The 15248-nt window shown below is 72.0% G+C and carries 10 protein-coding genes and 2 tRNA genes; 4 read left to right on the forward strand and 8 right to left on the reverse strand.

What is annotated here, in order from left to right; genetic code table 11:
• The first annotated feature begins 64 nt into the window (after nt 1–64).
• Nucleotides 65–721, forward strand: a complete 657-nt coding sequence (locus tag IPN03_22605) for a 1-acyl-sn-glycerol-3-phosphate acyltransferase (GenBank protein MBK9376432.1) — start codon at nt 65–67, stop codon at nt 719–721.
• A 21-nt stretch (nt 722–742) separates the two neighbouring features.
• Here IPN03_22605 and IPN03_22610 read toward each other — a convergent pair whose 3' ends face one another.
• The 6 genes from IPN03_22610 to IPN03_22635 form a co-directional block, all read right to left on the reverse strand.
• Nucleotides 743–4729: a chitobiase/beta-hexosaminidase C-terminal domain-containing protein gene (locus IPN03_22610; GenBank protein MBK9376433.1), complete on the reverse strand. Its 3987-nt coding sequence runs from the start codon at nt 4727–4729 to the stop codon at nt 743–745.
• Nucleotides 4730–4732: 3 nt separating this feature from the next.
• On the reverse strand, nt 4733–7240 hold the full coding sequence (gene ptsP, locus IPN03_22615) for a phosphoenolpyruvate--protein phosphotransferase (protein ID MBK9376434.1): 2508 nt from the start codon (nt 7238–7240) through the stop codon (nt 4733–4735).
• Nucleotides 7241–7252: 12 nt separating this feature from the next.
• Nucleotides 7253–7552: a PTS fructose transporter subunit IIB gene (locus tag IPN03_22620; protein MBK9376435.1), complete on the reverse strand. Its 300-nt coding sequence runs from the start codon at nt 7550–7552 to the stop codon at nt 7253–7255.
• Nucleotides 7549–8586 (reverse strand): PTS transporter subunit EIIC, encoded by a 1038-nt coding sequence (locus tag IPN03_22625; protein MBK9376436.1) that lies wholly within the window; start codon nt 8584–8586, stop codon nt 7549–7551. Before IPN03_22625 ends, IPN03_22620 begins: the two co-directional genes overlap by 4 nt.
• 147 nt (nt 8587–8733) lie before the next feature.
• Entirely contained in the window at nt 8734–9216 is a 483-nt protein-coding gene (locus IPN03_22630; protein MBK9376437.1) for a hypothetical protein, read from the reverse strand.
• Between the two features lie 66 nt (nt 9217–9282).
• Nucleotides 9283–9360: transfer RNA gene (locus tag IPN03_22635), tRNA-Arg, on the reverse strand.
• Nucleotides 9361–9471: 111 nt separating this feature from the next.
• On the opposite strand from IPN03_22635, the gene IPN03_22640 reads away from it, so the two are divergent.
• The 3 genes from IPN03_22640 to IPN03_22650 all read left to right on the forward strand — a co-directional run bounded on the left by IPN03_22640 (nt 9472) and on the right by IPN03_22650 (nt 11824).
• A complete protein-coding gene (locus tag IPN03_22640) occupies nt 9472–10257 on the forward strand; it encodes an ATP-binding cassette domain-containing protein (GenBank protein ID MBK9376438.1) in 786 nt (261 codons plus the stop codon).
• A gap of 10 nt (nt 10258–10267) precedes the next feature.
• Nucleotides 10268–11587 carry an ABC transporter permease gene (locus tag IPN03_22645; protein MBK9376439.1) on the forward strand — a complete coding sequence of 440 codons (1320 nt, stop codon included), beginning with the start codon at nt 10268–10270 and terminating at the stop codon, nt 11585–11587.
• Nucleotides 11588–11748: 161 nt separating this feature from the next.
• Nucleotides 11749–11824: transfer RNA gene (locus IPN03_22650), tRNA-Glu, on the forward strand.
• A gap of 209 nt (nt 11825–12033) precedes the next feature.
• On the opposite strand, the gene IPN03_22655 is transcribed toward IPN03_22650, so the two are convergent.
• Together IPN03_22655 and cls are read right to left on the reverse strand one after the other, a co-directional pair.
• Nucleotides 12034–13740: a hypothetical protein gene (locus IPN03_22655; GenBank protein ID MBK9376440.1), complete on the reverse strand. Its 1707-nt coding sequence runs from the start codon at nt 13738–13740 to the stop codon at nt 12034–12036.
• A gap of 12 nt (nt 13741–13752) precedes the next feature.
• Nucleotides 13753–15204: a cardiolipin synthase gene (gene cls / locus IPN03_22660; protein MBK9376441.1), complete on the reverse strand. Its 1452-nt coding sequence runs from the start codon at nt 15202–15204 to the stop codon at nt 13753–13755.
• Between the last annotated feature and the right edge of the window lie 44 nt (nt 15205–15248).

A 15248-nucleotide genomic window follows, 5' to 3' on the forward strand; every position in this document is an offset into this window, starting at 1 on the left:
GGGCGTAGGTTACGGGACGCGGGGGCCCGAATCACCCCCTCGGGTATTCTCCGCGTCCCCGCCGATGCCGAACGATACCCCGACCCGGGACTCCGCCTCCGACGCCGCCACCCCGGCCGCCCCGCACCGGCCGCTCTGGGCCCGTCTCTTCGGCCCGCCGGCGCGGCTTCTCCTCCGCGCGTTCGGCTGGCGGCTCGAAGGATCGCTCCCCGCGGAGCCGAAGTTCGTCCTGATCGCGGCGCCCCACACGAGCAACTGGGACCTCGTCCTGATGCTCCTCTGCGGCCTCTCCTTCGGGATGTGGCCGTCGTGGGTCGGCAAGCACACGCTCTTCCTCCCGCCGTTCGGCGGCCTGCTGCGGCTGCTCGGCGGAATCCCGGTCGACCGGCGGTCCCGTGGAAACCGCGTCGAGCAGCTCGCGGCGCTCTTCGCTGCGCGCGACCGCCTGATCCTGGCGATACCGCCCGAGGGATCGCGGTCGAGCCAGACGCACTGGAAGAGCGGCTTCTACTGGGTCGCCCGCACCGCAAACGTCCCGGTCTGCCTCTCCTTCCTCGACTGGGGCACCCGCAGGGCCGGCCTCGGCCCGCTCCTGGTCCCGACCGGCGACCTCGGCGCCGACATGGACTTCGTCCGGGCGTTCTACGCCGGACGGAAGGGGCGCTTCCCCGGCATGCAGAGTCCGATTCGCCTCGAGGGCGAGGACGGGCCTGCCACGTAAGTCGACCTCACGCCACGGTCGCTACCGGGCGTGGAAGAGGCGGCTCGGCGGGACCGGCGTCAGCGACTCGCCCGGCGCGTCCATCCGCAAGCCGAGGCCTGCCACGAAGTTGCGCTGGAAGTAACGGACCTCGACCGCGTGGAGGCCCGCCTGCAGGGCCGCTGCGCCGCGCCGGCTCAGGTAGTCGGTCGGCTCGTTCCCGATCACGCTCTCGCCGTCGACGAGGAGCTGGGCCCCGTCCTCGGCCCGGAGCGAGAAGGTGGTGAGGCCGTCGGCGGGCACCGCGAGGTAGCCCGCGCAGACGAGGCCGAACCGTTCCTTCGGCATCTCGGGGGTGAGCGCCACCGTCGGGATCACGAGTGCCCGCGCCGGCGTCAGGGCGGCGAAGTCCGGCAGCTTCCTCCACTCGCCCTCGTAGAGCCGGCACGAGAGGCCCGGCGCGAGCGAGGAGGCGTCCACCTTCGCCGCGTCCCTCGGCACGACCCTGGTGAAGGTCGAGGACGCGACGAACCGGTCGTCGCGCCCGGGCGCGAAGGCGCGGGCCCTCACGGTCGCCGTCCTCTCGAGCGGGATCGGCCCCGTGTAGACCGGCGCGTCCGGCGACGGCACGCTCCCGTCGAGCGTGAAGCGGATCGTCGCGCCCGGCGTCGGCGAGGTGAGGACGACGGACGTCCTCTCGACGAACGTCGCGCCAGGCGTTTCGAAGTGGACGACGGTTGCCGCGCCAGGATCGAGGAAGCGCTGCGCGGAGAGGACGGCGTCGTTCGGGTTCCGCGCCGCCGTGACGGCGAGGATCCGGAGCCTCTCGTCCGAGGGCAGCGTCAGCTCGCGGGCCCCCTTCGGGACGTCGAGCCGAAGGCGGAAGAGGTGCGCGAGGGCGTACGCCTCGTTCTCGCCGCGCGCGCCGTGGCGGTGCGTCGCGACCCACGCGAGAGGTGTCTCCTTCGCGTAGGCGGGCGCGATCCCATCGGCCTCGTCGACCCGCGCGCCGCCGACCATCCGGTTGTTCCACTGCCCGACGGGCTCGGCCCAGTCGGGGACCGTCAGCGCCGCCGCCTTCCCGTCGACGCCGAACGGAGCTCTCCGGTCGCCTCCGATCGCGGCCGCGACGAGGTAGACCCTGTCGAAGTCGCCGGCCGGGAGCGCCAGCTTCTGCCCGCGCGCGACGAGGACGTTCTTCTCACCCGGCCCCTGTGGTCCCGTCCGGAACGGGATCCCGCCGGAGACGACGGTGGCCGGGAGGAGCTCGCCCGCGAGGCTCCGTCCCTGTCCGTCGAAGTCGCCGTCCTTGCGCGCCTCGTCCCGGCTGATGCCGTCGAGGTCCCACGGGAGGACGAGCGGGACGGCGACGGGAGGCTCGAGGCGCGCGGCCTCGGGGGCGAGCCTCACGGCGAGCGTCCGCGGGCGGAACGGCGCGAAGGCGAGCTCGACCGCTCCGCCCTTCAGCGCCGGCGGCGCGGCCGGTGCGCCCGGCAGGAAGCCGCCCGTCCCCGCGACGTCGGCCGGCTCCTCGGCGCCGTTCACCTCTCTCACGGCGACGACGGGCCGCGCGAACCGGAGGCGCACCCCGTCGAGAGGCAGCCCCGAGAGCTCCTGGAGCCTCACGACCACTTCGTCCGACTCCTCGGCCACCTTCAGCGCGCGGACCGAGACCGGCGGCTTGCCGTGCATCCCCTCGAGGCGCAGGAACGCGTACTCCTTTCCGAGCGCCCCTTCGTGCGCCTGGGCCTGCCACGCGAGGAGCGGCTGGTTCAGCCTCTCGGCCGAGTGCGCGACCCGCCCCGCGCGGAAATCCCCCGCGTGTCCCGTGACCGCGGTGACGACCCGGTGGCGGCCGAGGTCGTTCGAGGCCTGGTCGGCGAGCCAGTCCCAGCTCTTGACGACGCGCGGCGTGTGGACGAGCGAGAGGCGGAGCGTCTTCTCGTCGGGCCGGTCCCAGCCGTGCCGGCTGTCGTTGAGGACCGCGACGCCGAAGACGCCCGACGCGTCCGCGACGCCGGCCCACTGCTGGGCCGGGACCTCGTAGGCGTTCGGGCGGTTCGTCCCGCGTTCGACGACGCCGAGCCCGAGGTCGTACGTCGCCGTCCGGCTCGCCGCGGCGAGCGGGAAGGCGGCCTTCAGGAGCGTCGCCTTCGTCCTCCAGTCGACGTCGGTCACGATCTCGAGGCGGTCACCCGCCGCCCCTGCGGCGAGGCGGAGGGTCTGCGTGAACGTCGAGCCCGCGGCCGTCCGGACGACCTCGAGCGCGACCCGCGCCGGCCCCTCTTCGACGACCCGGACCTTCGCCGGCCCGGCGACGACCTCGCGCGGCGGGGCCGAGAGCGCCGCGTACTCCACCTCCCACGCCGACCACTTGCGGGGCTCGTCCTCGAAGAGCTGGAGGGCGAGCGGGCCCGAGAGGAGCTCCCTGCCGAGGAGCTTGTCGAAGACCGAGGCGACGTTCCCAACCGCGTCGAGCCGCACGCTGAGGCGCGTGTTCTCGAGCGAGGACGCCGTCACCTTCGTTTCGCCCGTGGTCGGGCGCGCCGACGACGGGGCGACCGTGAATGCAGAGAATGATGTTGGGGCCACGCGCGCGACGAAGACGACGGTGGCGGACGGGCCGTCCCTCGAGACGACCTGAGCCGGCACGTCGCGGCCGTCCGGGCCCGTCACGCGGACGGCCCGCGGCGCCTCGCCGGGGAAGCGGACGAGAGCCTCCACGGCGTCCTCCCGCTCGAGCGCGAGCGGGTTGAAGACGACGAGGGGAACCCCTGCGCCCCGCGTGTCGAGCGCGCGCGACACGGCGCCCACGGAGGAGCCGAGGACGTCGGCGAACGCGCCGGCGGAGATCGTCTCGTCGTTCCAGGAGAACGTGTAGGCCTCGGGGATGCTCGTCCCCGTCAGGTCGTCGTGGAACTGGTGCCAGAGGAAGCGCACCCACGCCTCGCCCAGCGCCTCCCGCGGGTACGCCGCGCCGCCGAGCCCGTCCGCGGCGACGGCCGCCGCCTCGGCCGCGAAGGCGAGGCTCTGGTTCGTCCGGTTGAACGACTTCATCGCCGCCTGCGACGTGTAGCAGCCGGCCCCGTGCGACGTGAGGAGGAGCTCGCCGCGGTAGTGCGGGAGGCGCGCGCGTTCGGCGGGAGAGAGCCGCGCGGCGAGGTCCTTCGCGAGCTGGTCGGGGGCGACGCTGCGCACCTTCAGGGGCCCCGGGCCGTGGACGCTCTTCTGGAGCCAGTCGACGGAGGGCTCGAGCGGCGGCACGCCGACGTCTCCCGTCCCGAAGTACTTCATCGCCACCGGCTGCCCCGAGAGCGCCGCCTGCCGGTCGATCGCCGCGTAGAAGTCCGGGTCGAGCGTCAGGTTCCCCTTCAGCTCCGCCGCGTAGTCGCCCGGGTTGATCGAGGCGAGGAGCGAGGAGCCGTCGACCCCTTCCCAGAGCCCGACGTCGAACGGGATCTTCATCGCCGCGCCCCACGTCAGCTTCTGCGTCGAGAAGGCCGTGAGGCCGCAGTGGGCCGCGACGGACGGGAGCGCGAAGGAGAAGCCGAAGCAGTCGGGGAGGAAGACGTCGCGCGAGGTGACGCCCAGCTCCCGCCGGAAGAACCCGTTGCCGTAGAGGGTCTGCCGCACGAGCGACTCCGGCGACGGAACGTGCGTGTCGGCCGCGTCGACCCAGCTCCCGGCCACCTTCCACCGCCCCGCCTTCACGTACGCCTTCAGCCGCTCCCACTCCGCCGGGTAGTACTCCTTCATGAGCGCGTAGTGGAACGCCCCCTCGAAGGTGAAGACGTAGTCGGGGTACTTCTCGAAGAGGGCGAAGTTCCCGCGCATCGTCTCGGGGAGGAAGTCGTCGATCGTGTCCCTCACCGTCCAGCGCCACTGCGTGTCGAGGTGCGCGGTCGCGACGACGTGCAGCTCCGGAGCCGGCGGGACCTCGGCTCCCGCGGCTCCCGCGGCTCCCGAGGCTCTCCAGGCTCCGCCCGCCGTGACGAGGAAGGTCGCGAGAAGGGCCGCGTGAAGCCGCATGGCCTAGTCTCCTTTTCCGGTTCCCGTCGCTCCCGAGAGGAGGTCGGCGGCCGCCGCGTCGTCCGGCGCGGCGAGGAGCTTTTCCCGGAACGTGTCGTCGCAGAGGCGGCGGGAAAGGGCCGCGATCGTTCTCAGGTGCCGGGCTCCCGCCGCCCCCGGCCGCACCGCGATCAGGATCGCCAGCTCGACCCGGTCCTCGGCGGAACCCCACTTCACCGGGGGCGAGAGGCGGACGGCGGCGATCGAGTCGGCCCTCACGTGCGGAGAGACGCAGTGCGGAATCGCGATGCCGAAGCCGACCGCCGTCGAGGCCGTCTCCTCGCGGGCCCAGATCGCGTCCTCGACACGGTCCGCGTCGTCGACGCGCGCCGTGAGCTGGAGGACGTCCGCCAGCTCGCGGATCGCCTCGTCGCGGCTCCGGCTCCGCGACACGACCCGCACCGTCATGGCATCGACGAGGGCGCGTGCGGCGGGGACGCGCTCGACGAGGAGCGCCTCCACCTCGCCCGCGGTCGCCTTCGTGAGCGCCTCGGCGAGGAGCGCCCGTCCGCCGCGGGTCGTCGTCCGCCGGAACGCGGCCTTCGCCATGAGGACGCGCGGCGGCGAGACGCTCACCTCGTCGAAGCCGAGCCCGAGGAGGAGCGGCGCCGCGAGCGGGCGCGCCCCGAGCTCGCCACAGAGGCCGATCCAGCGGCTCGCGGCGTGGGCCCCTTCGACGGCCTCGGACAGGATCCGGAGGAACGCGGGGTGGAACGGGCTCCCGAGGTGGGCGAGCCGCGTGTCCTCACGGTCGACCGCGAAGAGGTACTGCGCGAGGTCGTTCGAGCCGACGCTGAAGAAGTCGACCTCGCGCGCGATCGCCCGCAGGGAGAGAACGGCCGAGGGGATCTCCAGCATCACCCCGACCTGGATCGCGGCGTCGTGCGCGACCCTCTCCGCGGCGAGGCGCCCCTTCACCTTCTCGACGAGGGCGCGCAGCTCCCGCGCCTCCTCGGGCGTGCCGACCATCGGGAACATCACCTTCACCGGCCCGATGGCCGCCGCGCGCAGGATCGCCCTGAGCTGGCGCTCCACGAGCTCGGCGTGCTCGGCGTACATCCGGATCGCGCGGTAGCCGAGCGCCGGGTTGCGCTCGGGCGGAAGGCGCAGCCAGGAGAGCGGCTTGTCGGCCCCGACGTCGAGCGTCCGGACGATGACCGGCCGCCCGGCGGCGAGACGCGCGGTCCCGGCGAGGATGGCGTACTGCTCCTCCTCGGTGGGCGGCTCGTCCCGGTCGAGGAACATCAGCTCGGTGCGGAAGAGGCCGATTCCCTCGGCGCCGTTCTCGAAGGCCGACTGCGCCTCCTCCACGGTGCCGACGTTCGCCCCGACCTCGATCCGCCGGCCGTCGGCCGCGACGCCCCGGGCCGTCCGGAACCTCTCGAGCCGCCGCGCGGCCGCCGCGAGGGCTTCCGTCTGCCCCTCGTAGAAGCGGGCGACGGCCTCCTTCGGCGCGGCGACGACGAGCCCCCGCTCGCCGTCGACGACGAGCTCGTCCCCCGTCGCGAGGACCCGGTCGACTCCGTCCACCCCGGTCACGCACGGCACCCCGAACGCCCGCGCCAGGACGACCGTGTGCGAGAGCGTCCCGCCCTCCGCGAGGACGAGGCCGCGCACGCGGGCACGCGGAAGGGCGAGGAGCTGGGCCGGCCCGAGCCGTGCGGCGACGACGATCGCGTCGTCGCCGAGGACGACCGGCGGCTCGGGTGGCGCGTCGCCCGCGAGGGCGTGGACCACCGCCTCGGCGACGTCGTGGATGTCGAGCGCCCGCTCGGCGAGGAGCGCGCTCCCGCTCGCCCGGAAGACTTCGGCGAAGTGCTCCGCCGCGGAGAAGACGGCCGCGGCGGCCCCCGCCCCGGCCGAGACCGCGGCCGCGGCCCTGGTCCGGAGGCCCGGGTCCTCCGCGATCGAGAGATGGGCCCCGAGGACCTCCCTCTCCGTGTCGTACTCGGCGGCGTCGCGCCGCGCGCGGAGCCCGGACGCCGCCCGGTCGAACGCCGTCTCGAGCCGCCCGAGCTCGTCCTCTGCCGTTCCCGTCCGCTCGTCAGCGGCACCTCTCGCCCGGGCCGCGACGACGACGGCGTGGCCCCGGAAGACGCCTCCGCTTGCCGGCGTGCCACGGTGGACGCGAGCCCCCGACACCGCGAGCGCCCGGGGGAGCGGGCCGCCGGTCGGCACCCTCGCCGCCGGCGCCTCGTCGAGCCCCGGGAGCACCTTCTTCACGAAGCGCCGGAGGGCCTCCGCCGCGGCGGCCTCGTCGTCGCCCTGGACGTGGAGCACGCACGGCTCTGCGTGCCCCGTCCGCGTCGCCACGAGCGCGAGGACGCTGCGCGCGCTCGCCGAGGCGCCGCTCGCGCGGTTCAGGAAGGTCACCGCGGCCCGGAATCGGACCACCTCTTCCTGCAGCCGGCTCGCGGGCCGCGCGTGGAGGCCGCCCGCGAGCGGGAACGAGAAGGCGATCTCGACGGCCACGTCCGCGCGTCCTCAGCTTCCGAGAGAGGCCAGTATCCCCTCCGGGTTCCGGATCGCCTCCTGGACCGCGACTTCCACGACGCGCTTCCCTTCGAAGCGGCCGGCGTCGCGAATCGCGATCCCCGCGGCGAGGATCACGACGTCGGCTCCCTTCACGTCCGCTCCCGTCAGCGCATTCTCGATTCCCATGGCCCCCTGCGTCTCGACCTTGATCGCGTGCCCGAGCTTCTTCGCGGCTTTCTCGAGCCGCTCGGCGGCCATGTAGGTGTGGGCGATCCCGGTGGGGCAGGCCGTCACCGCGACGATCTTCATTCCGCCTCCCGGCCCTTCCGGGCCGCCGCGAGCTTCTTCAGCGCGTTGATGACGAGGGCGACCGTCAGCGAGCCGGCCACGATGGCCACGACGTACGCGAGCCGGTTGTCGACGACCGGCAGGACGATCGGTCCGCCGTGGGGCGCGTGATCGCCCACGCCGCCGAGCGTCGCGACGACGGCCGCCACCGCCGACCCGGCCATGATCGTCGGGATGACCCTCACCGGGTCGGATGCCGCGAAGGGGATCGCTCCCTCGGTGATCCCGATCATCCCCATGGCGAGGCCCGCCCACCCGGCGTCGCGCTCCTCGTCGGTCCAGAGCTTCCGCCCGAGGAGCGTCGCGAGCCCGAGGCCGAGCGGCGGGACGCAGATCGCCGCGGCGCAGGCGCCCATCACGGCGACGTTCCCTTCCTTGATCATCGCCGCGCCGAAGAAGAACGCGACCTTGTTGACGGGGCCGCCCATGTCGAACGCGATCATCGCCCCGAGGACGAGCGCGAGGACGACGCCCGAGCCGGTGCTCATCGCCCGGAGCCACGCCGTGAGCGACGCCATGAGCTGCTGGATCGGCACGCCGACGACGCGGTACATGAGGAAGCCGACGACGACCGAACCGGCGACCGGGATGACGAGGATCGGCATCACGGGCCGTACGAACGCCGGCACGCGCAGTTTCTTCACCCCCAGGACGACGAACCCCGCGAGGAGCCCTGCGACGATGCCGCCGAGGAACCCCGCGCCGACCTGTGCCGCGATCGCCCCTCCGACGAAGCCCGGGGCGAGGCCGGGCCGGTCGGCCATGCCGAACGCGATGTACCCCGCCAGGACCGGCACGAGCAGCCCGAACGCTGCGGAGCCGATGTCGAGGAGCGTCTTCAGGAGCGGAGCGTTCGAGAAGTCCGGCCCGGTCGGCGTCATCGGGACGAAGGCGATCGCCGCGGCGATCAGGATCCCCCCGGCCGCCACGAACGGAATCGCGTACGAGACTCCCGACAGCAGGAACTGCCGTGCCCGGGAGAGGTGTCCGCTCATCCACACCCCCTGCCGCCCTGCGGGCGCCGCCGTGTCGGAAGACGACCCGGCAGTCTAGCAAGCGGTCCTCGCCCTGCTGAAATCCCAGGCCCTCGTGACGGACCTCGGCGCCGGGTCCCGGCCTGGCGCGGCCGGGACTCCCCTTCCTCAGGCCGCAGCCGGCTCCGGGAGCGTGATGCCCCGCCGCCGCGCCAGCTCGCTGACGCGCGTCACGTGCAGCCTGTCTTCCCCGCCGAGGGCGTCGAGGAGGCGGCCGATCTCCGGGTTGGCCGACTTCAGCGCGTTGCGGTAGTGGCTTTCGGCCGCGGACCGCTCCATCAGGAGCGTCTCCCGGAGCGCGTCGTCCACCGTCGGGATTCCGGGGCTCGCGCGCAGCACCTTCACCTTTTCCAGCGCCGCCTCGATGCTCCCCAGGTCGATGTCCAGGTCGAACGAGTGGGCCGAGGTCTTCTGGACCATCCGCCGCTGGTACTCCACGAGGCTGGCGTGCCCCTTCTCTTCCGAGGCCATCTTGAAGAAGGCGAAGGCGGCCTCGGGATCGGAGGAAAAGACCTCCGAATACCAGAGATAGAGGTCCGCCAGCGACCTTTCGAGGTCGCCGAGCTTCCTGAGCGCCGCGTCGATGTTCATGGAGCCTCCAGGGCGGGCCGGCGGGCCGAGTCTACGGCCGGGCTTCGCCGGAGGAGGGGGAAGAGGTGGTGCGCCCAGGAGGACTTGAACCCCCAACCTCTTGATCCGTAGTCAAACGCTCTAATCCAGTTGAGCTATGGGCGCACGCGGGCCAAGAAAGGTAACCCGGCGCGTGGAGAAATGCAAGCCCCCGGGGACCGCACGTAAACTCCCCGGCTGCCGCAACGTAACAAAGGGCGGGGAGGGGAACCCAGGATGGCCTCTGCGATCTCGATCTCGGGTGTGACCAAGCGCTTCGGGAAGTACACCGCCGTCGACCGGCTCGACCTCGAGATCCCGGTCGGGCTCACGTTCGGTCTCCTCGGGCCGAACGGGGCCGGGAAGACGACCACGATCCGGATGACGATGAACATCACGAAGGCCGACGAGGGGACGATCCGGGTCCTCGGCGAGCCCCTCGCCGACGAGATGCAGGAGCGGATCGGCTACCTCCCCGAGGAACGCGGGCTCTACCGGAAGATGACCGTCATCGACCAGCTCCTCTTCTTCGCCGCGATCAAGAGCGTCGAGAAGAAAACCGCCCTCGCGCGCCTCGAGAAGTGGATCGACGTGATGGACCTGCGCCCCTGGCTCGGCAAGAAGACCGAGGAGCTCTCGAAGGGGATGCAGCAGAAGGTGCAGTTCCTCGGGACGATCATCCACGACCCGGAGGTCCTCATCCTGGACGAGCCGTTCTCCGGCCTCGACCCGATCAACGTCGTCCTCGTGAAGGACTTCCTCGCCGACTTCAAGAAGCAGGGCAAGACGATCGTCTTCTCCACCCACGTCATGGAGCAGGCCGAGAAGCTCTGCGACCGCATCGCCCTCATCTACCGCGGGAGGAAGCTCCTCGACGGGACGGTGAAGGAGATCAAGCACGCCTACCGCGACCGGGTGCCGCTCCCGCCGCCCGTGGAGCCGGAGCCGGAGCTGGAGAAGATCTTCATCAAGGCCGTCGAGGAGTCGGGCCTGGCGGCCCCAACGACGGAAGAGCTGCGGTAGGGAGACGGCGATGAACAGGAAGCTCCTTCACGTCATCCGCCGCGAGTACCTCCAGCAGATCAAGACGAAGGGGTTCTGGATCGGGACGATCCTCATCCCGCTGCTCGGCCTCGTCTTCGTCTACCTCCAGGTGATCCTCGCCTCGACCCTCATCCCGGAAGGGAAGATCGGCGTCGTCGACCTGACGGGCCGCCTCTACGAGCCGCTGGTCCTCGAGCAGAAGGCGGTCTCGGACGTCGACGAGAAGGACGGCAAGGTCGAGGAGAAGTCCCGCAGGATGCCGGCGAGGATCACGTTCTTCGACGTGGCGGGAACGGCCGAGACGCTCCCCGCCGTCCGTACGGCGCTGAACGAACGGGTCCAGAAGAAGGAGATCAAGGCCTACATCGTGATTCCCGCCGACGGCCTCGAGACGGGGAAGGTGGAGTGGCGGGCGCGGTCGGTGAAGGCCGACATGATCCTCCGCGAGTCGGTCGAGCGCGCTCTCGCGCGCGCCGGGACCAAGGAGCGCATGAAGGACCAGGGGGTGGACCCGGCCGTCTACGAGAGGGCCCGCCTCACGGTGAAGCTCGACCCGCACGAGGCGACGGAGAAGGAGACCTCGGAAGACGCCAAGAACGTCGGCGTGAACCTCGCGGTCTCCGGCGTCCTCTTCTTCCTGATCTACATCTCCATCTTCATCTACGGCGCCTTCATCATGCGCGGCGTCCTCGAGGAGAAGAACAACCGGATCGTCGAGGTCATCATCTCGTCGGTGAAGCCGACGACCCTGATGCTCGGGAAGATCATCGGCATCGGCTTCGTCGGCCTGACGCAGTACGCGGTGTGGGGGCTCTTCGCCTTCACCCTGACCCTTCCCGGCATCGTCGGCCTCATGGGCGTCGCGGGCGGGACGATCCCGAGCATCCCCGGGGCGACGATCCTCGCGTTCGTCGTCTTCTTCCTCCTCGGGTACTTCCTCTACGCCGGGCTCTACGCCGCCCTCGCCGCGCCGTTCAACACGGAGCAGGAGGCGCAGCAGCTCGTGATGATCCCCGGGATGATGCTCATCCTGGCGTCGACGATGTGGTTCTTCGCCTTCAACTCGCCCGACGGGACGCTGGCGCGGGTCCTCTCGCTCTTCCCCTTCACGGCCCCGCTCCTGATGTTCATGCGGATCTCGGTGCAGCCGCCGCCGGCCTGGGAGATCGCCCTGTCGATCGGAATCCTCCTCCTGTCGATCTGGGGCGTCGCCTGGTTCGCCGGGCGGGTCTACCGCGTCGGGATCCTGATGTACGGCAAGAAGCCGACGCTGCCCGAGATCCTCCGCTGGGCGCGGGCCGCCGACTGACCTGGCTCTGCGCCGGCCCCGGGGGCTCCCCGGGGCCGGCGGCCCCCCGGTGAGCCGGAGGCCGGGGGTGCGCTGCCGGGGGTGCGCTTGCGGAGCCCGGCGGACCCGTGGTACAAACTCCGCCCTCGCGCGGAGAGCCTTCCGCCGATCGGGACCGGAACGGCGCATTCGTCTAGGGGTCCAGGACGCCGCCCTCTCACGGCGGTAACACGGGTTCAAATCCCGTATGCGCTACCAACCCTGATCCGAGGTTCCACCGGCTTCAGAGATCGTTGCCGTTACCGCCGTGAGAGGGCGGCGGGCCGGGCTGTCTTTGACGGCGGGGGGAGACCCCCCGCACCCCCCCGCACGGCGGTAACACGGGTTCAAATCCCGTATGCGCTACCTCGGATGTCCGCACGGCATTGCGCTCGCCTGGGGCTCGGAACGGGAGATGGGGCAGTCCGTCAGGCGATCGCGGGTGAAGGTGCGGTCGCGGCGTGGAGGAGGGCGGCTTCGAGGCGCTTGTGGGCGCGGAGGCGGCGGAGGTAGGCGCGCTCGTCGCGGCCTGATTTCGCGTGGAGGAGGGCCGCCAGGGACTTCTTGTCGGTTGGGGACCAGGTGGTGAGGTCGTCCAGGAGGGCGAGGAGGGGGGCGAGGCGGCGAAGCGCTTCGCTCTCGCCGGGAGAGAGCGGGTGAAGGCCGAGCGCTCTCGCGACGCGGCGGGTGGCGCGCTCGCGGAAGGCGTCGGGGGAGAGGCCCGAGGCGGCCATGCGGCGGGCGGCGGTCAGGACGAGGTCGCGGAGGTGGAAGGTATCGGGGAGGGCGCAGGTCTCGCCGGGGACGTCGTAGAGGAGGGGGGCGGTAGTGAGACGGCGGAGCGTGGCGGAGGACGTCCGACGGCCGGGAGAGGCGGCGAGATGGGCTTCTTCGCGGGCCGCGAGGCGTTCGAGGGAAGGGTCGGAAGAGCGGAAGCCGAGCTTTCTGTAGAACCAGAACGCGCCGGAAGAGATCGCCTCTTCGTTGCCGAGGCCGACCTGGTAGGGGTCGACGGAGAGCTGGGCGGCGCCGGTGACGGCGCGGCAGACGGCGAGGAGGCGGGCGTAGAGCCAGGCCGACTCGCCGTCGCGGAAGGCGTAGAAGACGTTGAAGCTGACGTCGGCGCGCGAGAAGGCGGCGTGGAGGTCGCCGTAGCCGACGGGCACTCCGTTGCGGGCGAAGAGGGTCCCGAAGCCGGCGCGCAGCGGAAGACGTTCGGAGCACCAGAGACCGGTGACGAAGATCGAGACGCCCCGGCCGACGTCGGCGCGGAAGACGGCCGACGGATCGCCGGAAGAAAAGGCTGGCAGCTCGCGGTAGCGGACGGCCATCGCTGCACGGGCGGAATCGAGGACGGCCGCACCTTGCCGGGGGGAGAGGCGGACGAGGGGCGGAGGGGCTGCGGCCAGCTCGGCGGCGACGGAGACGTCGCGTCGCGAGAGAAGGGGCGCGTCGGAACAGAAGGGGGCGGGAGAGGGGAATCGCGCGAGGCCGCGCGAGTCGGTGGGGCGAGGTCGCCAGGAGAGCTGGAGACCGGTCGCTTCCCAAAGCTCCGCCTTGACGGAGAAGGGGTACGAGAGCGCGTCGAGGCTCCCGACGAGCCAGGCGGCGTCGGGCTCGGTGCCGCGGGCCGCGTCGACGTAGTCGCGGAACGGGACGTTCGCGTCGACCCGCGCCTGCTCCTCGAGGCCGGGGACGAGGCGCGGCAGGAACGCGGCGAGGCGGTCGGGGAGGTCCTCGGCGTCCCAGTCGACGCGGAGACGGTCCGGGTCGCGGCGCGCGAGCCACGAGGCCGCCGCCCACGAGAAGGGCATCGCGATGGGGACGCCGACGAGGCCGGAGACGGCAGGGTCGTCGAGCGGCGAGAGGTCTTCGCCCCCGTCCGCGAGGCGAGCGACGTGCCCGCCGATGCTTCCGAGCGCCTCGTCCGCGAGGGAGAGGACGCGCGGCGAGTGCGGGTAGGCGCGGAGGAAGAGGAGCGCCTCGTGGAGGCGGGCCAGGGTTCCGGCATCGCCCGGCGCATGCGAGGCGGCCGCTTCGAGCGCAGCCTCGGCCTCGGCGGCGGCCGGCCTGGCCTTCCGGAGCGATTCGAGGCGGGACGGGAGGTCGGAGGGGCCTTCGGGTCGACGTCTCATGGCGATTCCTCTTCAGAGCAGCGGCGCGAGGAGACGGGCGAGGCCGAGCCGGGCGCGATCGGCGAAGCCGCGCCGCTCGACCGACGCGAGTGTCACCTCGCGGCTCTGGGCGAGGTCGCTCGTGAAGCGCTCCTCGAGGAGCGTGGCGAAGGCGCGGTCGAAGACGAGGGCGCCGAGCTCGAAGTTCAGGGAGAAGCTCCGGAAGTCCAGGTTCGCAGACCCGACGAGCGCCCAGGAGCCGTCGACGACGACGGTCTTGGCGTGGAGGACACGGGGCAGGTACTCGTAGATCCGCACCCCGGAGCGCAGGAGCGGGCCGTAGAAGAAGCGGCCGGCGGCCTGGGCCACGGGAACGTCGCTCTCGGCCGGCACGAGGACCCTCACGTCGATTCCACGGTAGGCCGCGTTGCAGAGGGCGCGGACCGTCGGCTCGTCCGGTACGAAGTAGGGTGTCGTCAGCCAGCATCGTTCGAGAGCGCCGGAAAGGGCCGAGAAGTACACGTGCGCATTCGCGTTGGCGGCCTGGTCCGGGCCGCTCGGCAGGACGGCGACGACGGACCCGCCGTCCGTTGGAAGCGGGATGCTCGACGGGACGAGCCGCTCGCCGGCGGCGAAGGTCCAGTCCTCGGCGAAGACGGTGGCCAGGTCGAAGACGGCGGGCCCTTCGACCCGGAGGTGCGCATCGTGCCAGGGGTGGTTCCGGCGGCCGCGCCCGGACCCGGACACGATGAAGCTCCCGGCCGAATAGTCGTCTCCGACGTTCATGCCGCCGGTGAAGCCGATCCGCTCGTCGACGACGAGGAGCTTGCGGTGGTTCCGCAGGTGCATCGACCAGCGCCGACGAAGAGGGTTGATCGGAAGGAAGGCCTCGGTCTTCCCGCCCGCCTCGCGCAGCTTCCCGAGGCTCTCCTCGGGGATGTCGGAAGAGCCGACGGCGTCGTAGAGGAGCCGCACGTCGCACCCCGCGCGCGCCCGCTCGGCGAGATCGGCGAGGAAGCCCGTTCCCGTCGCGTCGTCCTCGACGATGTAGTACTCGGCCCACACCGAACGCTCGGCCCCCCGGATGGCCTCGGACTTCGAGCGGAAGGCGAGCTCGTTGTCGAGGAGGAGCTCGACGCGGTTCCCCGCCCGGGGCGGGAGGCCCGTCAGGCGCATCCCGAGGAAGAGAACCGAACGCGCCAGCGGCGACGCGTGGTCCACCTCCGCCGGAAGAGGCTCGCTCCCGAGGCTCCTGCGGATGGCGTCGCGCACCGCCTGCCCCGCGAGCCGCCTGCGCCGTCGCGTCGTCCGGATGCGGGGACTCGCGAGAAGGAAGTAGGCGAGCGGGCCGACGCCCGGGAGGAAGAGGATGAAGAAGATCCACGCGAGGGTCGAGGTGACGCCGAGGTGCCGCGTCACCGCGTGGACGAGCGCCACGACGTCGAGCGCGAGAGCGACGAGTGCGAGGATCTCGATGAGGTTCATGCCGCGGCGTCCCCCGGCATCTTAGGCCGCGGCACGCGACGGGC

It is taken from the genome of Holophagales bacterium (assembly GCA_016719485.1).
GTDB lineage: Bacteria > Acidobacteriota > Thermoanaerobaculia > UBA5066 > UBA5066 > UBA5066.